At 69.5% G+C, this 22,444-nt stretch carries 17 protein-coding genes; 12 read left to right on the forward strand and 5 right to left on the reverse strand.

All coding sequences use genetic code 11. From position 1 onward, the window contains the following. Positions 1-12: 12 nt before the first annotated feature. From NR810_RS00585 to NR810_RS00595, 3 genes are all read left to right on the forward strand, one after another. Positions 13-954: an ABC transporter ATP-binding protein gene (locus NR810_RS00585; protein ID WP_257446166.1), complete on the forward strand. Its 942-nt coding sequence runs from the start codon at positions 13-15 to the stop codon at positions 952-954. Beyond that, positions 951-2,039, forward strand: coding sequence for an ABC transporter ATP-binding protein (locus tag NR810_RS00590; RefSeq protein WP_257446168.1), 1,089 nt, complete (start codon positions 951-953; stop codon positions 2,037-2,039). Before NR810_RS00585 ends, NR810_RS00590 begins: the two co-directional genes overlap by 4 nt. Before the next feature lie 91 nt (positions 2,040-2,130). Beyond that, entirely contained in the window at positions 2,131-4,437 is a 2,307-nt protein-coding gene (locus NR810_RS00595; RefSeq protein WP_257446170.1) for a beta-glucosidase family protein, read from the forward strand. A gap of 94 nt (positions 4,438-4,531) precedes the next feature. Here NR810_RS00595 and NR810_RS00600 read toward each other — a convergent pair whose 3' ends face one another. From NR810_RS00600 to NR810_RS00610, 3 genes are read right to left on the reverse strand one after another with little or no spacing between them, the layout of a single operon-like run. Next, positions 4,532-7,663 carry an efflux RND transporter permease subunit gene (locus NR810_RS00600; protein WP_257446172.1) on the reverse strand — a complete coding sequence of 1,044 codons (3,132 nt, stop codon included), beginning with the start codon at positions 7,661-7,663 and terminating at the stop codon, positions 4,532-4,534. After that, positions 7,660-8,832: an efflux RND transporter periplasmic adaptor subunit gene (locus NR810_RS00605; RefSeq protein WP_257447738.1), complete on the reverse strand. Its 1,173-nt coding sequence runs from the start codon at positions 8,830-8,832 to the stop codon at positions 7,660-7,662. The genes NR810_RS00600 and NR810_RS00605 overlap by 4 nt, the downstream gene beginning before the upstream one ends. A 21-nt stretch (positions 8,833-8,853) precedes the next feature. Continuing rightward, positions 8,854-10,197: a TolC family protein gene (locus NR810_RS00610; protein ID WP_257446175.1), complete on the reverse strand. Its 1,344-nt coding sequence runs from the start codon at positions 10,195-10,197 to the stop codon at positions 8,854-8,856. Positions 10,198-10,375: 178 nt separating this feature from the next. On the opposite strand from NR810_RS00610, the gene NR810_RS00615 reads away from it, so the two are divergent. The 9 genes from NR810_RS00615 (at position 10,376) to NR810_RS00655 (ending at position 21,028) form a co-directional block, all read left to right on the forward strand. Next, positions 10,376-12,310 carry a MopE-related protein gene (locus tag NR810_RS00615; protein ID WP_257446177.1) on the forward strand — a complete coding sequence of 645 codons (1,935 nt, stop codon included), beginning with the start codon at positions 10,376-10,378 and terminating at the stop codon, positions 12,308-12,310. Between the two features lie 4 nt (positions 12,311-12,314). Next, positions 12,315-13,013 (forward strand): ABC transporter ATP-binding protein, encoded by a 699-nt coding sequence (locus tag NR810_RS00620; RefSeq protein ID WP_257446180.1) that lies wholly within the window; start codon positions 12,315-12,317, stop codon positions 13,011-13,013. Further along, positions 13,010-13,786, forward strand: coding sequence for an MlaE family ABC transporter permease (locus tag NR810_RS00625; protein ID WP_257446182.1), 777 nt, complete (start codon positions 13,010-13,012; stop codon positions 13,784-13,786). The genes NR810_RS00620 and NR810_RS00625 overlap by 4 nt, the downstream gene beginning before the upstream one ends. 58 nt (positions 13,787-13,844) lie before the next feature. Beyond that, positions 13,845-14,774, forward strand: coding sequence for a hypothetical protein (locus tag NR810_RS00630; RefSeq protein WP_257446184.1), 930 nt, complete (start codon positions 13,845-13,847; stop codon positions 14,772-14,774). Positions 14,775-14,796: 22 nt separating this feature from the next. Then, positions 14,797-17,205, forward strand: a complete 2,409-nt coding sequence (locus NR810_RS00635; protein WP_257446186.1) for a hypothetical protein — start codon at positions 14,797-14,799, stop codon at positions 17,203-17,205. A gap of 75 nt (positions 17,206-17,280) precedes the next feature. Beyond that, entirely contained in the window at positions 17,281-18,024 is a 744-nt protein-coding gene (locus NR810_RS00640) for an MlaE family ABC transporter permease (protein WP_257446187.1), read from the forward strand. After that, positions 18,021-18,752 (forward strand): ATP-binding cassette domain-containing protein, encoded by a 732-nt coding sequence (locus NR810_RS00645; protein ID WP_257446190.1) that lies wholly within the window; start codon positions 18,021-18,023, stop codon positions 18,750-18,752. The genes NR810_RS00640 and NR810_RS00645 overlap by 4 nt, the downstream gene beginning before the upstream one ends. Beyond that, complete coding sequence (locus tag NR810_RS00650; RefSeq protein WP_257446192.1) at positions 18,745-19,758, forward strand: MlaD family protein; 1,014 nt, start codon at positions 18,745-18,747, stop codon at positions 19,756-19,758. Before NR810_RS00645 ends, NR810_RS00650 begins: the two co-directional genes overlap by 8 nt. Positions 19,759-19,867: 109 nt before the next feature. Continuing rightward, the gene (locus NR810_RS00655) at positions 19,868-21,028 is read left to right on the forward strand and encodes an ATP-grasp domain-containing protein (RefSeq protein ID WP_257446195.1); all 1,161 of its coding nucleotides are present in this window, start codon (positions 19,868-19,870) and stop codon (positions 21,026-21,028) included. An 18-nt stretch (positions 21,029-21,046) separates the two neighbouring features. Here NR810_RS00655 and NR810_RS00660 read toward each other — a convergent pair whose 3' ends face one another. Together NR810_RS00660 and NR810_RS00665 are read right to left on the reverse strand one after the other, a co-directional pair. Then, positions 21,047-21,820 carry an alpha/beta hydrolase gene (locus tag NR810_RS00660; protein WP_257446197.1) on the reverse strand — a complete coding sequence of 258 codons (774 nt, stop codon included), beginning with the start codon at positions 21,818-21,820 and terminating at the stop codon, positions 21,047-21,049. 178 nt (positions 21,821-21,998) lie between these two features. Then, on the reverse strand, positions 21,999-22,442 hold the full coding sequence (locus NR810_RS00665; protein WP_257446199.1) for a hypothetical protein: 444 nt from the start codon (positions 22,440-22,442) through the stop codon (positions 21,999-22,001). Between the last annotated feature and the right edge of the window lie 2 nt (positions 22,443-22,444).

The raw sequence follows: 22,444 nt of genomic DNA on the forward strand, positions 1-22,444 counted from the left end.
ACGTTACTCTCCGTGCGGGATCTCCGGGTCGAATACCTGACGCCCACGGGTCCCGTGTGCGCCGTCGATGGCGTGTCGTTCGACATCGGCCGGGGCGAGGTGCTCGGGCTCGCCGGCGAGTCGGGCAGCGGCAAGTCGACCGTGGCGCAGGCCCTGCTGCGGATCCTCCGCCCTCCCGCGGTCATCACCGGCGGACAGGTGCTCTTCGAGGGCGAGGACGTGCTGGCGATGAGCGAGGCGCGGCTTCGGGAGCTGCGCTGGCGCAAGGTGTCGCTCGTCTTCCAGAGCGCGATGAACTCGCTCAACCCCATCCTCACGATCGGCGATCAGATCGTGGACGCCATCCAGGCGCACCAGCCGGTGAAGCGCGCCGAGGCCGTCGACAGGGCCGTCTCGCTGCTCAAGCTCGTGGGGATCGACAGCTCGCGGCTCACGAGCTACCCGCACCAGCTCTCGGGCGGAATGAGACAGCGCGTGGTGATCGCCATCGCCCTCGCGCTCGAGCCGCCGCTGATGCTCATGGACGAGCCGACGACGGCGCTCGACGTGGTGGTGCAGAAGGAGATCCTCCATCAGGTCGCGGAGCTCAAGGACAAGCTCGGGTTCTCCATCCTGTTCATCACGCATGATCTCTCGCTGATCCTCGAGTTCTCCACGCGCATCGCGGTCCTCTACGCGGGCAGGCTCATGGAGATGGCGCCCTCCCAGGAGCTGTTCCACGCGCCCAGGCACCCGTACACGAAGGGGCTGCTGGGCTCGGTCCCCTCGGTCCGAGGGCCCCGCCGGAAGCTCGTGGGCATCCCTGGCTCACCTCCGGACATGCGAAAGCTGCCCGTGGGGTGCCGCTTCCACCCGCGCTGCCCGTCGGCGACGGAGCTCTGCCGGACGGATGCGCCCGTATTGCGCGAGCTTGGCCCCGCCCACATCGAGGCCTGTCACCTGGACGCCCCATGACGATCATCGACCGGAAGAGCCAGGCAATCCTCGAGGCGAAAGGCCTCGGCAAATACTTCCAGGTGGGTGGGGGCTTCAAGCCGAAGCAGCTGCGCGCCCTCCACGATGTGTCCTTCTCCCTCGGGCAACGGCAGGTCGTCGCGCTCGTCGGCGAATCGGGCAGCGGCAAGAGCACCATCGCGCGGTTGCTCGTACGGCTGATGGAGCCGTCCTCCGGGAAGATCCTCTTCCATGGCAAGGACATGCTTCAGGAAGAGCCGCGGCAGGCCTCGCTCGCCTACCGGGCGCAGGTGCAGATGATCTTCCAGGATCCGTTCGGCTCGCTGAACCCGGTCCATACGATCGGCGAGCACCTGGAGAGGCCCCTCCTCCTCCACGGAAAGGCGAAAGGCGACGCCGAGCTCAGGGAGCGCGTGAACGAGCTGCTGTCGACCGTGGACCTGAACCCGGCGGCGGAGATCGCGGCCCGCTATCCGCATCAGCTCTCGGGCGGGCAACGACAGCGCGTGGCGATCGCGCGGGCCCTGGCACCGGGCCCCTCGGTGATCCTGGCCGACGAGCCGATCTCCATGCTCGATGTGTCCATCCGTGTCGGCGTCCTGAACCTGATGGAGCGCCTCAAGGAGGAACGGGGAATCGCGTACCTGTACATCACGCATGACATCGCGAGCGCCCGCTACTTCGCGGACCGGACGATGGTGATGTACGCGGGGAACATCGTGGAGGGCGCGCCGAGCGAGGAGCTGATGCAGCGGCCCGCGCACCCCTACACGCAGCTCCTGCTGTCCGCGGTGCCGGATCCGAATGGCTCGATGAAGAGCGCGCTGAAGGCGAAGTCGGGTGCGCCCAAGCTGATCGATCCGCCTCCCGGCTGCTCGTTCGCCGACCGGTGCCCGAACGTCATGGCGGTGTGCCGCCAGGAGACGCCGGGCATCACGCAGCTCGAGCAGGATCGCTGGGTGCGGTGCCACCTGTTCGGACAGGGCTCCAAGTCCGGTACGGTGGGCTCGCAGCCGGTGAACGCCGCTGACCCGCAGAGCGAGCTGCCTGGAGTCGCGGCGCGGCGTCTCGAGGAAGCGCGCTGAATCGAGGTCCCAAGTCCCTGAGGAACCCCCCGCGTTCTCCGCGTCATCGCGGAGAACGCCTTGCCATGCCCTGAACCCGAGGCCCCCTGACATGTCCAGACAATCCAAAGACTACAAGGCAAGAGCGCAGGAACTGGTGTCCCAGATGACGCTGGAGGAGAAGGCCCTGCTCTTGTCTGGCAATGGCGCGTGGACGACGCATCCCATCGAGCGCCTGGGTATCCCCTCCATCTTCATGACGGATGGCCCGCATGGGCTCAGGAAGGCGCAGGGGCTGAACATCTCTGAAAGCGTTCCCGCGACCTGTTTCCCCACGGCTTGCGCCCTGGCCTCCACCTGGGACACGGAGCTCATCCAACAGGTGGGCGCCGCCATGGCCCGGGAATGCCAGGCGAACGACGTCCAGGTGCTGCTGGGGCCGGGCATCAACATGAAGCGCTCTCCCCTGGGCGGGCGCAACTTCGAGTACTTCTCCGAGGACCCCGTCCTGGCCGGTCAGCTGGCGGCGTCCTACATCCAGGGAGTCCAGAGCGAGGGCGTGGGGACCTCGTTGAAGCACTTCGCGGTGAACAACCAGGAGTTCGAGCGGATGGTGAACGACTCGATCCTGGATGAGAGGACCCTGCGCGAGATCTACCTGCCAGCGTTCGAGATCGCGATCACCCAGGCCCAGCCGTGGTCGGTGATGTGCGCCTACAACAAGGTGAATGGTGTCTACGCCTCCGAGAACCCCTTCCTGCTCGATCAGCTCCTGCGGAAGGAGTGGGAGTTCGAGGGGTTCGTGGTGTCGGACTGGGGCGCCGTCCACGAGCGCGCCAAGGCCGTGATGGCCGGGCTGAACCTGGAGATGCCCGGCAGCGGCGACGTGAATCGCAAGAAGATCATCGAGGCCGTCAACGCGGGACAGCTGCCAGTCTCACGCCTGGACGAGGTGGTCGGCGCTCTGCTCGCCGTCATCCTCAAGGCCGCGGAGAGCCGCCGGACCGGAGTCCGCGTCGACGCGGAGCAGCACCATGCCCTGGCGAGGCAGGTGGCGGGTGAGAGCATCGTCCTGCTGAAGAACGACGACCAGCTCCTGCCTCTGGACGCGGGCGGGAAGAAGAAGATCGCCCTGATTGGCGCCTTCGCGAAGGAGCCCCGCTACCAGGGCGCTGGAAGCTCGCAGGTGAATCCGACCCGCATCTCCAACGCGTATGACGAGCTGCTGGCGATCCTGGGCGGGAGCGAGCGCATCGGTTACGCGAGCGGCTACGACGCGGAGGGGGTCACCACCGCCCAGCTGCTCGACGAGGCGCGGCAGCAGGCGAGGAACGCGGACGTGGCCATCGTCTTCGCCGGCCTGCCGGACAGCCACGAGTCCGAGGGCTTCGACCGCGCCAGCCTGGAGATCCCCGAGGGACACAACCGGTTGATCGACGCGGTCAGCCAGGTCCAGCCCAACACGGTGGTGGTGTTGATGAACGGCGCCGCCATCACCATGCCCTGGGTGGGCCGGGTGAAGGCCATCCTGGAGGGCTGGCTGACGGGACAGGCGGGCGGAGGCGCCATCGCCGATGTGCTGACCGGCAGGGTGAACCCCTCGGCGAAACTGCCGGAGACCTTCCCGATGCGGCTCGAGGACACGCCGACCGCCACCGAGTTCCCCGGACTGAATCAGAAGGCCCACTACGGCGAAGGCGTCTTCATCGGCTACCGGTACTACGACAAGAAGAACCTCACGCCGCTGTTCCCGTTTGGTTTCGGGCTGAGCTACACCACCTTCGCCTACTCGGACCTGACCCTCAGCGCGCAGTCCATCCAGGACACCGGGAGCCTGACGGTGCAGCTGAAGGTCAAGAACACCGGCAACGTGGCTGGAAAGGAGATCGTCCAGCTCTACATCCGTGAAGACAGGCCCGTGGTGAGCCGTCCGGACAAGGAGCTCAAGGCCTTCACCAAGGTGGCGCTCGAGCCCGGTCAGGAGAAGACGGTGAGCTTCACGCTGAAGCGGCGGGATTTCGCCTACTACGACGCCGCCCACCACCGCTGGTCCGTCAACCCTGGCCGGTTCGACATCCTGGTCGGTGGCTCCTCCAGGGACCTGCCCCTGAGGAAGCACGTCATGGTGGAGACGGCCCAGGTGCCCGTCCCCAAGCTGACGCGCGAGTCCATGGTGAAGGAGTTCAAGAACCACCCCAAGGGCAAGGCGTTCTACCCGGTGCTGAAGAACGTCATCATGGGCAGCTTCGAGGAGCAGAGCAGCGTGAAGCGCACGCCGCGCGAGGAGCACGCCCGGAAGAAGGCCGAGATGTCGACGCTGGTGTTCGTCCACGACATGCCGGCCTACAAGCTGATCAACTTCTCCGAGGGCAGGTTCACCGAGCAGATGCTGAACGACATCCTCGCGCAGGTTCAGTAGCGGGGCGGGACGCTGGCCCGAACGTAGAACGGCCTTGCTTCAGGAGCTCCTGAAGCAAGGCCGTTTCGTTACGAGCGGCGGGAACGCTTCGTCGTCAGCTTCCCGCGAGCCGGGGCTTTTCGCTCTCGGCCAGGGGGACGCCCTCGCCACCGGAGCCCGAGCCGTGCTCATCCGAGCCCCGGCCTCGCCTCCGGTCCAGCCGCGTCTTCATCCGGTCCGCCACCACGTAGAAGGCGGGCACCACCAGCAGGCTGAGCACGGTGGAGACGGAGAGTCCGCCCAGCACCGCCACGGACATGGGGGCGCGCGTCTCGCTGCCAGCGCCCAGCGCCAGCACCGCGGGCACCGCCGCCATCATCGTGGCCAGCGACGTCATGAGGATGGGCCGCAGGCGCACCGGTCCCGCCCGCTGCATGGCCTCCACCGCGCCCGCTCCCAGCTCGCGCTGTTGCAGCGCGTAGTCCACCAGGATGATCGAGTTCTTCTTCACGATGCCCATCAGCAGCAGCAGGCCGATCATGCTGAAGATGTTGAGCGTCGTGCCCGTGATCCACATCGCGAAGGCCGCTCCCGCCACCGACAGGGGGAGGATGGTGAGCACCGTCACGGGGTGGAGGAACGAGTTGAACTGCGAGGCGAGCACCATGTACGCCACCCCGATGCCCAGGAAGAGGGCGAACAGGAGGCTGCCCATGGACTCCTGGAAGGCCACGCTGGAGCCGCCGAACACCACGCGGGTGCCACCAGGCAGTTCCTTGGCCAGCCGCTCCACCGTCTCCAATGCCTCCTGCTGGGTGGCGCCGGGGGCCACGTTGGCGAAGATGCTGATGGCGCGCTCGCGATCCTTGCGGGTGATGGCCTGGAGCGCCGGGCGCTCCTCCTGCGTCACCAGCGAGGCCAGGGGCACCAGCTCGCCGGAGCGGGTCCGCACCTTCAACAGCGCCAGATCCTCCGGCCGCGAGCGCTGATCCTTCAAGAGACGCAGCCGCACGTCGATGCGCCGGCCTCCCGTGCTGTACTTGCCCACGCGCACCCCGCCCACCAGGGCGTTGAGGGTGGAGCCCACGTCCTGCATGGACACGCCCAGGTCCGCGGCGCGCGCCCGGTCCGGGGTGATGCGCAGCTCCGGCATGCCGAGCTGGTAGTCCGTGTCCACGTCCACCACCTTGCCGCTCGCCTGGAGCTTCTCGCGCATCTCCGTGCTGGATTCGATGAGCCGCTCCCAGTCCGAGCCGCGCACGCTGAACTCCACCGGGAAGCCGCGCGAGGCCGTGAAGCCGCTCTGCGACAGATCCATCACCACCGCGCGCAGGCCCGGGTACGAGTTGAGCTCCTTGCGCACCACCTGGCTGAACTCGGCCATCGACATGCGCTGGTCCTGCGGCACCAGGGTGACGAACAGCATGCCGCCGTTCACCCCGCCGCCACCGCCACCCACCACCGAGAACAGGCGTGTCACCTCGGGCCGGTTGCGGAGGAACTCCTCGGAGCGCAGGAAGAGCCGGTTCGTCTCCTCCACCGTGCTGCCCACCGCCGTCTGTAGCCGCACCATGACGCGGCCCTGATCCTGCGAGGGGACGAACTCGCTCGACAGGCTCTTGAAGGCCAGGCCCGACAGCGCCAACAGCACCACCGCGCCTCCCAGCACCCACCAGGGCCGCGCCAGCCCCTTGGCCAGCACCTTCCCATACTGGTGCTCCAGCCAGGTGAAGGCCCGGTCCACGGCCAGACCCACCCTGCCGCGGCCCTCGCGGCTCGTCTTGAGCAGCTGCGCGCACCGCGCCGGTGCCAGGGTGATGGCCTCCACGTAGGACAGCAGCACCGCCACGCACAGCGTCACGCCGAACTGCAGGAAGAACCTGCCGATGACCCCTTCCATGAAGACGACGGGGAGGAAGATGGCCACCACCGCCAGCGTGGCCGCCAGGGCCGCGAAGGTGATCTCCTGCGTGCCCTCGCGCGCCGCGCTCACCCGCTCCTTCCCCTCCTCCGCGTGCCGGAAGATGTTCTCCATCACCATGATGGCGTCATCCACCACGATGCCCACCGCCAGTGACAACCCCAGCAGCGTGAAGGTGTTGAGCGTGAAGCCCAGGAAGTAGATGACCGCCACCGTGCCCAACAGCGACATGGGGATGGCGAGGATCACATTGAGCGTACTGGACAGTGAGCCGAGGAACGCCCAGCACACCAGCGCCGTCAGGATGCACGCCAGCAACAGCTCGAACTCGATCTCGTGGACGCTCTCCTCGATGAACCGGGTGGAGTCGAAGTTGATGCCCACCTCCAGCCCCTCGGGCGCGTCCTTCTGCACCTCGGCGATCTTCGCGCGCACGCCCTGCGCCACGGCCACCGCGTTGGCGCCGCGCTGCTTCCTCACCCCCAGGCCCTGGGCGGGCTGGCCGTCGACGCGGGCGATGCGCCGCTCGTCCTCGAAGCCGTCCTCCACCAGCGCCACGTCGGACAGGTAGATGGGGGAGCCGCCCCCCTCGCGTACCACCAGGTGGCGCAGCGTCTCCATGTCCAACGCCTCGCCCATGACGCGGACGTTGACCTCGCGGCCCTCCGTCTCGATGCGGCCCGCGGGCAGCTCCACGTGCTCTCGCTGAAGCGCCGTGACGATGTCCGCGACGGTGAGGCCCCGCGCGTCCAGCTTCTCCGCGTCCACCCAGATGCGCACGTTGCGCTCCAGCGAGCCGCCCAGCGTCACCTCGCCCACGCCCGGCACCGTCTGCAACGTCTCCTTCAGCCGGTAGCGGGCGAAGTCGGAGATGAACTGCCGCGAGAAGGGACCCGACACGCCCACCTGCACGATGGGCTGATCCTCCGGGTTGCTCTTGGAGATGACCGGCGGATCGATGTCCCGCGGCAGCCGGTTCTGCGCCTGGCTCACCTTGGACGTCACGTCCTGCAGCGCCTGGTCCACGTCGCGCGACAGGTCCAACTCCACGGAGATGCTGCCACCGCCCAGGCTCGACCTGGAGGTGATGGCCTTGACGCCCTCCACCTGCATCGCCGCTTCCTCGAGCGGCTCGATGATGTCGCTCTCCACCGCCTCCGGCGAGGCCCCCTCCCACGTCACGCTGATGCTGATGACGGGGTAGTCCACGTCCGGGAACTGGCTGATGCCGATGCGCTGCGCCGCCACCAATCCGAAGACGATCGTCGCCGCCATCAACATCCAGGCGAAGACGGGCTTCTTGATGCACGCCTCGGTGATGTTCATCGGCCCGCGCCTCCACTGCTGGCGTCCGCCTCACGGCGCGGCTCACCCGTGAACGAAGGCTTGGGGCCCTCGGCGATCCGCACCGCGGCGCCGTCCTTGAGCGCCTCTCCACCGCGCACCACCAACTGCTCGCCGGCCTTCACGCCCTCGCGCACCTCCACGAGGCCGTCCGCCGTGCGCAGGCCGAGCTCCACCACGCGCTCGCGCGCCTTGCCGTCCTGCACCACGAAGGCCAGGAAGCCGCGCTCGCTGGGCCGCACCGCCGTCTGGGGGATGACCGGCGCGCCCTGGGCCGTCTCCACCGGCACCGTCACCGTGGCGAAGGCGCCCGGCCGCAGCGCCTGGGCCTCCTTGCCGCTCACCTCCGCCGTCACCTTCACCATGCGGCTGGCCGGATCCGCGGCGTCCGCCACGTAGCTGATGCGGCCCGTGTACGTGCCCCCGTCCGAGCGCACCGTGAAGCGCGCCGGCATGCCCGGCTTGAGCCGCGCCACGTCCGCCTCGGGCACGGAGAAGCGCAGCAGCAGCGGATCGCGCCGCAGCAGCGTGGCCAGCACCGTGCCCGGCTGCACGTACTGCCCCGTCTGCACCGTGCGCGACTGCAGCACCCCTTCCATGGGCGCCTTCACGTAGGCATCGCGCAGGTTCAGCTCGGCCTGGTCCAGCGCCGCCTTCGCCGCGCTCGCGTCCGCCGCCGCCGTGCGCGCCCGCGCCTGGGCCGTGTCGAGCTGCTCGGCCGGCAGCAGGCCCGGCTTCGCCTCGTTGACCGCCGTGCGCCGCCCGGCCGCCGACTCCGCCTCGTCCTTCGACGCCTGCGCCTTCTCCAGCGCCGCCTGCGCCGAGCGCACCGCGATGCTGTAGCGCGTGGGCTCTATCTCCGCGAGCACCTCGCCCTTCTTCACCGTCTGGCCTTCCATGAAGCGCACCTGCTCCACCACGCCCGCCACGCGCGCGGTGATCTGCACCTGCTCGAAGGCCTCCACCGAGCCCACCGCCGAGACGACGTACTCCACGTCCCGCGCCTCCACCGGCGCCACCTCCACGGGGAACTGGATGGGACCGCGGGCGCCCGGGCCACCCTTCGCGCCACCCTTGCCCGCGGGCGTTCCACCGGCCGCCTCCTTGCCACCACACCCCGTCCCCAGGGCGAGCGCGGCGCCCAGTGCCATCGTCACCACACGGATCTTCACTTACGGCTCCTTCCCCAGCGGATCGAGTCCCACGGCGGCCCGCAGCTCCAGGAGCGCGGATCCCAGTGAATAGCGGGCCTGTGCGAGCGATACTTCGGCCTCGAACAGTCTCACCTGCGCATCGCTCAACGCCAGGGACGTGGCAAGACCCTGGCGATAGAGAATGCTCGTCTCCTCGGCATTCTGTCTGGCGGCCTTCACGGCCACCTCGCCGAGCTCCAGGGCGGCCTGGGCGGTGCGCAGCGACACGCGCGCGCTCTCCACCGCCACGTCCACCCGCCGCACCCGCGCCTGCGTGTCCAGCTCCTGCACCCGCGTCAGCGCGAGCCGCTCGCGGCGATCGGCGTAGCGCTCGCCTCCGTCGAAGAGGTTCCAGGTCAGGTCCACCGTGAGAAAACCATTGAACGTACGGCCGGTGAGGCCCGCCTCGTTGGTGGCGCTGCCCTGCGCGGAGGCCGTCAGCGAGGGGAAGAGCCGCGCCAGGGGCTCCCGCGCGAGGGCCTTCTGCTGCTCCACCCGCAGCCGCGAGGAGAGGATGTCCGGGCGGCGCTCCAGGGCGTTCTCCGCCAGCCCCGCGAAGGAATCCACGGGACGGGAGGCGTCGGAGAGCAGCGTCTCGGGCGCGGCCAGCGGCTCCTGCACGGGCGCCACCAGCAGGTAGCCCAGCTCCAACCGGCTCTCCGCGGCGTTGCCCACCGCGTCGGCGAGCTGCGACTGCGCGGTGGCCACGTCCAGTTCCGCGCGCGTCACGTCATTGGTGCTGGCCAGCCCCGCCTGGGCCCGCGCCCGGGCCTCCTCGAGGGACTGCTTCGCGAAGGTGAGCCTCCGCTCGGCGGCCTCGGCCACCTGCTGCTGTCCCAGCGTGGTGAGGAAGGCGTTGGCCGCCTGGAAGCCCACCTGCCGGCGTGCCTCCACCGCGTCCAGCTCCGTCGCCTCGCGGTCCCGCTTCGCCGCCTCGTAGAGCGGAAAGCCGCGTGCATCGAAGAGCGTGATGCGGGCCACGGCGTTGGCCCCCAGGGCATTGAAGCGCTGCAGCACCACCGTCTGATCTCCCACCTGCCGCGTCGACTCCTGGGGACGGCGCGTATAGCTGCCGTTGAGGGTGAGCCTCGGGAGGAAGAAGGCCAGGGCGCGAGACACGCGGGCCCGGGCGGCCTCGGAGCGGGCCTGGGCCGACAGCGCGGTCTCGTTGCGCTCGGCCGCGAGCGATACCGCGCGCTCCAACGTCAGCGGCTCCTGCGTGACCTCGGGGGTGGGCCGCGGCTCCTGCGCGCGCGCCTCGGGCGCACATAGGGCGAGCCACACACACATGGGGACGGCGACGGCGGATCGGATCAAGGACATGTTCGTGCGGAGGGGTGTGATCCGGAGGGGGAAGGACAGCAGGCCCATATATAGGAGCCAGCCGGGCACGGCCACGGGAACCGCCCGTCTGGACGCTGCATCGCGCATCGGGCTAATGGGGAGGGGGACGAAGGGGTTTCTTCACGTCGGGCGCAGGGCGCCCGGGAATGCACGAGCGATGCGTTTATTCCTGGTGACGGTAGGAATGTTGGCGCTGGCCGGTTGCAAGCGGGATGAGGCCGGAGCGGGAGCCGTGCGCGTGGAGGTCTTCTACGCGACGTTCCACCCCGGGTGCCTCACGGTGACGGTCCAGGACGAAGCGGACCCGAGCCGCACCGAGACGCAACAGCTCACGGTGGACGGGGGGAACAGCGACACGAAGACGGTGGCGGTGTTCCGCAAGGCGGACTGGGGCCGCACCCTCCGGGTGACGGCGAGCGCGCGAGAGATTTCGTGCGCGGGGCCCGAGGTGGCCACCAGCTCGCAGGTGGTGGAGGTGCCCGAGAAGGGCGCCACGGCGGCATACCTGGATCTGCGCGCGGAGGACCTGGACGGAGACGGGTACGTCTCGGCGAGCACGAAGGGCTCGGACTGCGACGACACCGACGCCACCGTGCACCCGGGGGCCGAGGAGAAGTGCGGCGGCAAGGACAGCAACTGCGCCAACGGCGATGACGACGCCACCGACAAGCGCCCGTACTACCCGGACGCGGACGGTGATGGGTACGGTAACTCGTTGCAGGGGACGGTCGCATGCGCGCCGCCGCCGAACATGGTGGCCCAGGGCGGGGACTGCCACGACACCGACCCCACCGTGCACCCGGGCCGGGCGGAGCTGCTCTGCGACGGGCAGGACGAGGACTGCGACGGCAAGGCGGACGACGACTTCCAGCTGGGCGCCTCGTGCGAGGCGGAGCTCGGCTGCGCGGGCAAGCGCATGTCGTGCAGCGCGGATCGCACGGAGGCTCCGTGTGTGCGCACGGAGGAGCCCAAGCAGTGGTACGTGGACAGGGATGGGGATGCTCGCGCCGGCACGTCCGTGGGCCTGTCCTGCGAGATGCCTCCGGACGCGGTGGCCACCCCGAACGACTGCGACGACACCTCGCGCTTCATCGGTGGCACCGAGGTGTGCGACGGGCTGGACAACGACTGCAAGGGCGGTGTGGACGAGGGCACAGTGTGCGGCTCGCATGACTGGAAGACGGAGACCGTGAGCGGCGAGAGCGAGTCGTGGCCCGTGGTGACGACCTACGCCCCGGGCAAGGCGTGGCTCGCGGGCGACGGCGGCAGGCTCGCGCACGTGGACATGAGCGCACAGACGCGCGCCACCCGGTTCAGCTGCACGGGAGATTGGAAGGCGGCCTGGGCGAGGCCGAGCGATGGACGCGTCTTCCTCGGCGGGTCGCAGGGCGTGCTCGCCACCACCACCACGGCGTCGAACGCGACGTGCACCACCGCCTCGGTGCCGGGAATGACGAGCACCCTCAATGGCCTGGTGGGCTTCGAGCGCAACGGCGTCACCACGGTGTACGCGGTCTCCAGCGGCGGCCACGTGCTGCGCTGGGAGTGGCCGGCCACCCAGGCGGAGCCCTCCGCGCCGGTGATGATGGAGCGGCTGGCCGCGAACCTGCGGAGCATTCACGGTCTGAGCACGGACACGCTGCTGGCCGTCGGCGCCGAGGACTACCTGCTCGACACCGTACCGCGCGTCTTCAGCCTCGACACGGCCTCGGGGAAGTGGAAGCGCGAGAACCTGCCCAACAATGTGGGGACGGGCTACCTGCGAGGCGTGTTCGTGGTGGACGGCGGGCTGGCCTACGCCGTGGGCGACAAGGGACTCGTGCTCAAGCGTGAGAACGGAACGTGGAGCAAGCCGTCGTCTCCCACCGGCGCGGGGTCGGATCTGCGGGACGTGGTCGCCTTCCACCCCACCCGCGTCTTCGTCCTCTCCAACAAGAGCAACACGTACCTCCACCGCTTCGATGGCACGGCCTGGAGCGAGCCCCTCAACCCGGCCCAGTCGCTCCTGTCCCTCGATGCCCTCCGGCCCGAGGAGATCTGGGCCTCGGGAGGAAACGGAACGTGGACGCGCTGGGGGCAGCAGAACCCATAGTCCCATGGAGCTGCGCGCGGACAGGCTCTCGGTGCGGCAGGGGGTGCGGCCCGTCCTTCGGGACGTGGACTGCACCCTTCCGCCGGGCAGCCGCGTGCTCGTGATGGGGCGCTCGGGCGCGGGCAAGACGACGCTGTTCAAGGCGCTCGCGGGATTGGTGGCACCGGCCAGCGGCCGAGTCCTCTGGAAGGGCGAGGACGTAGCCGGGATGACGCCCGCGGAGAAGCGCATGCGCCAGGCGGCGTTCGGCATGGTGTTCCAGACGGATGCCCTCTTCGACTCGATGACGGTGCGGGGCAATGTGCTGTTGCCGCTGGAGCGCCGGCACGTGCCCCGCGAGGAGGCGGAGGCGCGCGCGGACGAGGTGCTGCGCGCGGTGGGGCTCTCGGAGGCCGCGGACACGCTGCCGGAGCGGCTGTCCGGCGGCATGCGCAAGCGGGCCGGCATCGCGAGGGCGCTGGCGGCGAGGCCTTCGGTGCTGCTGGCGGATGATCCCTTCGCGGGGTTGGACCCGGGCACGGCGCGGCAGGTGGCGCGGGTGCTGCTGGAGGTGGCCGGGAACGGCACGCTGATCGTCGCCGCGCACGATGCGCCACCCGAGCTCTCCTTCTCCCGCTGGCTGTACCTGCGCGAGGGGCAGCTCGTCTACGACGGCCCTCCGTCCCCCGAGGTGGAGACGCTGGCGGACGAGGCGCTCGCATGAGCGGGACGCTGGTGTGGCTCGGCCAGGAGGCGCTGGGCGCGGTGAGGGCGGTGGGGGCGCTGGCGATCGTGCTGGCGCGGACGGTGCTGGGACTCTGGCGGATGGATCGCCGCGAGCTGCTGCGCGGGCTGGAGGAGTTCGGCTGGGGCTCGCTGCCGCTGACGCTGGCGGTCGCGGCGCTGACGGGGGCGACGGTGGTGGTGCAGACGTCGCTGTACGTGCAGCGCTTCGGGGCGCGGGCGTTCCTCGGGTGGGCGGCGGGGTACGCGGTGCTGTGGGAGTTCGGCCCGCTGCTGCTGGGGCTGGTGATGGCGGCGCGGCTGGGGGCGCGCAACGCGGCGGAGCTGGCGACGATGCAGGTGGGCGGGCAGCTCGAGGGCCTGCGCGGCATCGGGTTGGACCCGTTCGCGGTGCTGGTGGCCCCGCGCGTGGTGGCGATGACGGTGAGCGTGACGGGCCTGTCCACCCTCACCTTCCTGGTGGCCGTGCTCTTCGAGGCGGTGGCGGCCTTCTTCACGCTGGGGCTGCCGGTGCGCGCCTTCTTCGACAGCTTCGAGCGCATGCTGCACGCGACGGACGTGCTGGGCGGTGTGGTGAAGTCGGGCGCCTTCGGGCTGGCGATCGCGCTGGTGTCCACGGCGGTGGGGATCCGGGCACGCGGAGGCGCACGGGCGGTGGGCCAGGCGGCCGCGGGCGCGGTGGTGATGGGGTGCGCGGCCATCTTCCTGCTGGACTTCCTGCTCACCTCCTCGCTCTCGTTCCTGCTGAGGTGAGGCCGGGACTTCGCTTCACTTTGAGCGAAAGCCCTGGAGTTCTCGTAACATCACACCCATGTCCCGCTCGTTCCCCCTCCGGAGTGCCGGCGCCGCGGCGTTGGCCCTCGTCCTGTCCGCGGCTCCGACGACCTCCGCGTGGGCGGCCCGGCCCAAGAACCGCGCGCAGAAGCCGCAGCCGGCGCCAGCTCCCCAGCAGCCACGTGCCGAGGAGCCGCAACCGGTCCTGCGGACGTACCTGAACGCCGCCCTTCGCTTGTACGAGAGCCTCGAATACGAGCGCGCGCTCGATCAGATCCGCCGCGCGAGGAGCTACACGCGAAGTGTGGACGATGACGTCACCGTGTCGCTCTTCGAGGGCGTCATCCTGGCGGACATGGGGCGCAAGGAGGAAGCGATCGCGGCCTTCCGCACGGGACTGCTGCTGCGGCCGGAGGCAACGCTGCCGGTGAAGGTGTCCCCCAAGGTGGAGCGCGACTTCGAGACCGTGCGCCAGGGAGTGCGCCGCGAGCTGGCCACTCTGCAGGCGAAGCAGCAGGCGGAACAGAAGCCCCCGGAGCCCGGCGAGGAGACGCCCGAGTCCACCCCGGAGGCACAGCCCTCCCGGACCGCGCTCGACGCACCGGCCACGTCCACCCCGGACGCGGCGGTGGCCACCCCGGCGGCTCCACGTTCGAAGACGCTCTCCTATGCCCTCATGGGCGGGGGCGTGGTGGCGACGGGTGTTGGCGCGTACCTGGGCGTGTCCGCCCTCTCCTACAACCAGCGCAGGCTGGAGCTGCGCGCCGACGATGCAGTGAAGGCCCGCTCCCGGGCGGAGACGCAGCTCACCGCGGGCGCGGTGCTGGTGCCCGTGGGGCTCGCCGCGCTCGGCACCGGACTGGTGATGATGTTCCTGCCGGGAGACGCCGCTTCCTCCCCTTCTTCCACCGTCACGCTCGCGCCGCTTCCCGGGGGAGTCTCCCTGGGTGCCACCGGGCGCTTCTAGCCGCCTCTCCGAGGACTCGCCGATGACCTTTCGTCCCTTCCACCTGATGGTGTGCTGCCTCGTGGTGAGCACGGGGTGTGGCTGGCTGCTGGAGGACTACTCCGGCGTGCTGTGCAACGAGGACGGCAGTTGCCCCTCGGGCTACTTCTGCGCGGCGGACACCGGGCGCTGCCAGCCCGGAGAGGCACCCGTCGTCGAGGACGCGGGCGTGTGCGCCAGTGTCTCGGCCTGCATCGCGGACGACGGTTGCTGCCCGAGTGACTGCAACGCGAACACCGACACCGATTGCCAGCCGGCGTGTGGCAACGGCCAGGTGGAGACGGACGAGGTCTGCGACGACGGCAACACGCTCAACGGCGACAACTGCGATCCGACCTGCCGCTACTTCAACGGCGTGTCCTTGTTGTCCGGCGTGCCTGGCTCGCGAGGTTACTCGGATGGGCCGCGTGGCGTTGCCCGCTTCCAGGGGCCGAGCCATCTCGCCCAGGGCACGGGCGCACTCTTCCTGGTGGACACGGACAACGCCACGATCCGCCGCATCCAGCTCTCGGACGGCACCATCACGACCGTGGCGGGAGCCCCCTTCGAGAAGCAGTACGTCGACGGACCCATGGCCGGTGCGCGCTTCGTCCAGCCCGAGGACGGGGTGTACTTCAACCAGGAGCAGGTCCTCTATCTGCGGGATCACCTGCTCCTGTCGGACGGAGGCACGTCGAGCCAGCAGGTGCTCCGACGCATCTCCCTCGATGGCGGCACGGTGGAGACGGTGGACGCCGGCATGGGCTTCACCAATCTCCGTGGACTGGGCAAGGACAACCAGGCCCTGCTCCTGCTGGACGACAACGGTCTGCGCCGGTGGGACCCGTCCACGGGCACGAAGGAGACGGTGGTCACCGCCGCCCAGCTCACGGCCATCGCCGGCTCGAACGAGTGTGCGGGCGTGACGGCCTCCGCGAGTGGCACCTATCCATATTACCTCGCCTGCGGCCAGCTCATCCTGCGCGTGGACGACGCCACTGGGAACATCTCGGTCCATGCCGGGAACGCGACCTACTCCGGGTGCTCGGACCCGACGGATGGAGGCCTGGGCTCGGCCACCTTCACCCAGGCACGCAACCTCGCCTGGGGGAGCATGACCGCACTGTCGCAGGGGCCCTTTGGAACCCCCATCATCCGCACCTACTCCTATCTCTTCATCGCGGACCCGGGCTGCCACACCATCAGGGTGCTCTCCTCGGGCACGCTCACCACCCATGCCGGTGCCGCTTATTCCCCGGGGTATGTCGACGCGGTGGATCCGCTCGCTGCCCGCTTCAACCGGCCGAGCTCGCTCGCGGCGATCAACTCCGGGATCAACGCTCCTCCCACGCTGTATGTCGCGGAGCCCGGAAACGGGGTGGTGCGCCAGGTCATAGGCATCTACAACTCGTCGTTCCCGAGCTCCGTGAGGACCTATGCGGGTGCGCCTCCCAACACCACCTTCGCCTACTCGGACGCGGGGACCACGGCGCGCTACACCCAGGTGACCGACCTCGTCACCGATGGGGATGCCGGGGTCGCCTACGCCACCTCGCGCACGGGAGGACGCGTGTTCCAGGTGTCGCTCGACACCGGCGCCTCCGAGGAGTTGGCGGCCTTCTCCAGCCAGGCCGTGGCCATCACCCGGCTCGAGGGCATGCTCTACGTGGCCCTCGCCGACGGGACGGTGCGCCGGCTCACCCCGGGCTCGGCCACCCTGGAGCTCTACGCCGGCAAGAGCGGGCAGACCACCCCGGCGGTGGACGGCGATCGCAGGACGACCGCGGTCCTCTCCGCCACGGCCCTGGCCACCGACGGCAAGGTCCTCTTCTTCGTCGATGACAAGGCACGCAGCATCCGCAAGCTGGATCCGGCGACGAACTTCGTCACGACGCTCGCCGGAGGCGACAGCACCGCCGGCCCGCCCGCGGTGGTCGATGGCACCGGCCGCACCGCGCGCTTCGAGACCCCGAAGGATCTCGCCTATGACGGCCAGTTCCTCTACACGCTGGACGGCAACGGTTCCGTCGTGCGGCGGATCAGCATCGGCACTGGCGAGGTCACCACGATCGCCGGCCAGCTCAACGCCCTGGGCGCGCTGGATGGCTTCGGCAAGGAGGCGCGGTTCGCCGGGGCGCGGGGGCTGACCACGGATGGCCGCTACCTCTTCATCTCGGATCCGGGCGGTGGGCCGATCGTGCCCCCGGATTTCACGGGCCCGACCATCCGCGCGCTGGATCTGCGGACGCTCGCCGTCACGACGATGGCGGGAATGCGCGGACACTGGAGCGTCATGGCCGGCCCGGGGACGAGCGCCCGGCTCAACACGCCGGGCCCCATCGCCTTCGATCCGATCCGCCAGACGGTGGTGTTCTACGACGAGCGGGAGAACAGCTTCCTGCGCATCCGGTGAGCCAGGCGCCCGGGTGGTTTCGCTCCCCGCGCCGGGCGCGCTACGCTCGGGGCTCCCCCAGGGCCCCCACCCGGAATGAACATCCTCAGCTTCTTCGGAGCCCCCGCATTGATGCTCGCGCGCACGGTACGTGCGAGCGCGCGTGATGGCCTGTCCTGGCACGAGTGCCTGCGCCAGCTGCACGAGCTGGGCGGGCGCAGCGCGTGGCTGGTGACGTCGGGCATGGCCTTCTTCGGGGCCGTGATGGTGACGATCGCGGACAGCCAGGCGAGGAAGATGACGGGGAACCTGCCGGTGGTGGGCCCGCCCTACTTCGAGCTGATGGTGCGCGAGTTCGGCCCGGTGATGTCCGCGCTGCTGACGGCGGCGCGAGGCGGGGCGAGCCACGGCGCGGAGCTGTCCACCATGAGCGTGAACGAGCAGGTGGAGGCGCTGGAGATGTCGGCGGGAGATCCGCACGCGGACCTGGTGGCGCCGAGGGTGGTGGCGGGGCTGTTGGGAGTGCCGCTGCTGTGCGTGCTGGGGACGATGGCGGCGACGCTGTCGGCGGTGGCCACGGCGAGCTGGGTCTTCGGGGTGGACGGGACGGCCTTCATGGACGCGCGGTACGTGGACGGGTGGGACGTGGTGGCGGGGCTGGTGAAGGCGGCGGGCTGCGGCCTCTACATTCCGCTGGCGGCGGCGGTGGCGGGCCTGTCCGCGCGAGGAGGCGCCGAGGCGGTGGGCGAGGCCACCACGCGCGGGGTGGTGGCGGCGTGTCTCGGCTGCCTGCTGATCGACTTCGTGGTGGCGCTGGGCTTCCAGGCGCTGCGGGTATGAGCGGGATGCTGCGCTTCTCGGAAGTGGCGGTGACGTTCGAGTCCGGCCGGCGGGCGCTGGTGGGGCTGAGCGCGGAGCTGTCCACGCGCGAGCTGACCTTCGTGGCCGGAGCCAGTGGCGCGGGCAAGAGCGTGCTGTGCCGGCTGGCGGTGGGACTGCTGAGGCCCGTGTCGGGCCAGGTGGAGCTCTTCGGCGAGCGGGTGGACACCCTGCCCGAGCGGGCCCTGCGCAGGTTGCGCCAGCGGGCACCGTACCTGGTGCAGGGCCCGGCGCTGCTGGACTGGCGGACGCTGCGGGAGAACGTGACGCTGGCGGCCCCGGACCTCCCGGCGGACGCGGTGCACGAGGCGCTGGCCCAGGTGGGGCTGGAGTCCGCGGCCGATCGGCTGCCCACCGAGCTGGGGCCCGGGGCGAAGAAGCGGGCGGCGATCGCGAGGGCGCTGGCGCTGCGGCCGGAGTACCTGCTGCTGGACGAGCCCACCACGGGGCTGGACCGGAGGGCGGCGGCACAGGTGGAGGCGGTGCTGGCCTCACTCAAGGCGCGAGGGCTGGGCGCACTGGTGGTGTCACACGACTACCACCTGCTGCGAACACTGGCGGATCGCGTGCTGGTGGTGGGAGGGGGGCGCTGTGCCTTCCTGGGCACGCCCGAGGCGTTCCTGGCATCCTCGGAACCCGAGCTGCGGGCCCTGACGGCGCCCTTCCTGGAGAGCGCAACGGATGGATGAGCGTCGCTTGGAGATGAAGGTGGGCGCGCTGGTGCTGGCGGCACTGGTGGGAGTGCTCGGGCTGCTGTGGCTGATGGGCGAGCTGCGGACGGGTGGCGAGACGGTGCTCTCGGTGGACTTCGCACACACGGGCAACGTGGTGAAGGGCGCGCCGGTGAAGCTGGGAGGCGTGGCGGTGGGCCGGGTGGAGGAGATCCACCTGCAGCCGGACCGGCGCGACGAGCAGGGCCGGCCGCTGCCGGTGCGGATGGGCGTCTGGGTGAAACCGGAGGTACAGGCGGCACTGCGGGCGGACACGCGGGTGACGGTGGCCACGGTGGGGCCACTGGGCGAGCCGTACCTGGAGCTGAACCCGGGCTCCGCGTCCGCGTCTCCCCTGTCCTCTGGAGTCGCGCTGCGGGGGACGGATGCGCCGCGGTTGGACCTGGTGGCCCAGCAGCTCTCGGCCTTCCTGGACGTGGCGAGCGGGGCACTGGCGGACGACCCCGAGGGGCTGCGGAAGCTGGCGGCCAACGTGTCGCGGCTGACGACCACGATGGAGAGCGTGCTGAACGAGAACCGGGGAGACTTGCGGACGCTGGCGGGCGAGCTGTCCGCGGCGGCGAAGGACCTGCGGACGCTGGCGAGGGTGGCCCGCGAGACGATGCAGCCCGGAGGCGCGGGGGCGCGGCTGCTGGGAGACGCGGCGGACGCGGCGGCGCTGGTGAAGCGCGAGCTGCCCGACATCTCCGGCACGGCGGCGAGGACGCTCAACGGGCTGTCGGCGGTGACGAGCCAGCTGGACGCGAAGGATGGCGAGCGGCTCAAGCTGGCCCTGGAGCGCTACTCGGCGGCGGGCGAGAAGCTCGATCAGATCGCCGGGCGGGCGGACCGGCTGCTCCAGCGCATCGAGGCCGGCGAGGGCACGGTGGGAGCGCTGCAGAAGGACAAGCAGATCTACGAAGACCTGCGGGGGCTGCTCTCGGACCTCAAACAACACCCCTGGAAGGTGCTCTGGAAGGAGTGACGGGGAGCCGTTTGATGGCGCCTCGCGTCATTACCTCTGTCGTTGGAACGGGAGAGTCCGCTATCCTGGGTTTTCCCGTCCGGAAAGCCGTGCCGCAGGAGGCGCAGTCATGAACGTCGTCTTCATCTCGCCCCACTTCCCGCCTCAGTTCTTCCACTTCGTCACCGCCCTGCGCGAGCGGGGCGTCAACGTGCTGGGTATCGGCGACGCGCCCTACGACACCCTCCGCCCCGAGCTGCGCGAGGCCCTCTCCGAGTACTTCTTCACCCCGAACCTCAACCACTACGACAGCCTGCTGCGCGCCACCGGCTACTTCACCTGGCGTCACGGCCGCATCGACCGCATCGACTCGCTCAACGAGTCGTGGCTCGAGGTGGAAGCGCGCCTGCGCGAGGACTTCCACGTCCCCGGCCTGCAGCCCGCGGACATCGCCATGCTGCGCTCCAAGCTCGGCATGCACGATGTCTTCAAGAAGGCCGGCATCCCCCACCCCGATGCCATCCCCGTCCAGGACGCCGCCGGGGTGAAGGCCTTCGCCAGGAAGGTCGGCTACCCGCTCGTCCTCAAGCCGGACGTGGGCGTCGGCGCCGCCCGCACCTTCAAGGTCTCCAACGACGCCCACGTGGACGAGGCCTTCTCCGAGCCCCTGCACGGCTACGTCGCCCAGGTGTTCGTGCGCGGCACCATCGTCACCTACGACGGGCTCGTCGACGCGCGGGGACGGATCATCTTCGCCTTCAGCCACGAGTACAGCGACGGAATCATGGAGTCGGTGCTCGAGCAGAAGGATCTGGCCATCTGGAGCCACAAGGAGCTGCCGCCCGCGCTGGATGAGCTGGGCCGCCGGGCGGTGGCGGCGCTCGGGCTGCGCGAGCGCTGGTTCCACCTGGAGTTCTTCCGCCTCGCCGACGGGAGCTACGTCGCGCTGGAGGCGAACCTGCGCCCGCCGGGAGCCTTCCTGACGGACATGATGAACTACGCGTGCGACATGGACGTGTACCGCCTGTGGGCGCGCATGATGACCGGCGACGACCTGAGCGGATTTCAGTACACGCCCCGCTACCACGTGTGTCACGCCGGCCGGCGCACGGGGCGGCAGTACCGCCACCGGCACTCGGAGGTGGTGGACCGGCTCGGAGGAGCGCTGCTGCAGCACCGCGAGCTACCCGCCGTCTTCAAGAGCGCGCTGGGGGATGAGATGTACCTCATCCGTCACCAGGATCTGCCGGCCATGCAGGAGGCCCTGCGCTTCATCCAGGCGCGGGGCTGAACGCGGAGGGCCAGGCGCTCAGCAGAGCAGCCAGCGCATGGCGAGTGGCAACCGGCGCTGCCAGTCCTTCTCGTGGTGGAGCCCACCCGGCTCCAACACGAGGAACAGCTCGTGGTCGGCGTAGCCCAGGCTCTTGAGGTGGTGGAAGAACTCCCGCGTGGCGTCGCCGTAGTACATGGTGTAGCCGACCGGATCGATGGTCTCGTGGAGACCGGCGTCCAGGTAGATGCGGGACCAACGGCGAGTGTGGGCGGACCACTCGGAGAACATCCGGTTCCAGCCCCACATGACGGAGGGAGACAGGCCGCCGATGCGGCCGAACAGCTCGGGGTGCTTCCAGCCGAGGTACAGCGAGATGAGACCGCCCAGGGACGAGCCCATGACGGCCGTCCACTCAGGGCCCTGGCGGGTGCGATAGGTGGAATCGATGTAGGGCTTGAGGGTCTCGACGAAGAAGCGGGTGTAGGGCCCGCCACGGGCCTGGACCTGGCTGCGCGGCTCGTCCCAGGGCGAGTACTCGGAGAGCCTGTTGGACGTCGAGTCCACCGCGACGATGAGCCAGGGCTCCAGGCGCCCCTCGGACACCATGCTCTCGAGGGCGGTGTTGGCACACCAAGTGTCGTAGATGGCGGACTCGGGGTGGGCGAAGACGTTCTGCCCGTCCTGCATGTAGAGCACGGGGAAGCGCCGGTGGGGCTCGTGGTCGTACGCGTCCGGGGTGTAGATGCGGACGGTGCGGGAGAACCCCTCGTGCGGGGAGGCGAAGTCTCGGATGATGTGGACGTGTCCCATGGAGGCTGCCAAGTGCTACGGCGTCCACGCACCATAGGATGACGGGCACTCCCCCGTCATCCCTCCTGCACGCTCCGACCTTCCGCTCTTTTCCCAGGGCATGAGCTCAACCGCCAGTCGGGCAAATTCGTCGCACTGTTCCTGTGTCACGCAGGTGAACCACGTGGACAGATCGAAATCACCCCATCCCTCCAAGAATACATTCAACAGCTTCTTCGACCGAAAGAGCCAGCCTCAATTCGGTTCGCTCCTCGTCTTCGATCAAGGATTGCACGCGCGCCCTGTTCGCATCCGAGCAAACCAGCGTTAATCCGTATCCTTCAGCGGGCAGCTTGAATCGATTCAGAACATCTCTCCAATAAAACAACATATCTCCACCTGGATACTCCAATTCCCGGAGATCCAACACGAACCCCTGACAAGAACCCCGAGGATTCGCCATGGCAGCACCAACAATCATCGCAATAAACACTCCTCCTTCGGGACTACCAGGCCCCATCCAATACTTCCCTGAAAGCTTCACACACAACACTCGTTGACGACCATCCTGCCGCTTCCAGATGGAGATCTCAAAACCCAATCCTAGAACGCCGCTCCACATTACCTCTTTGAAAACTGACATGC

It is taken from the genome of Archangium lipolyticum (assembly GCF_024623785.1).
Taxonomy (GTDB): domain Bacteria; phylum Myxococcota; class Myxococcia; order Myxococcales; family Myxococcaceae; genus Archangium; species Archangium lipolyticum.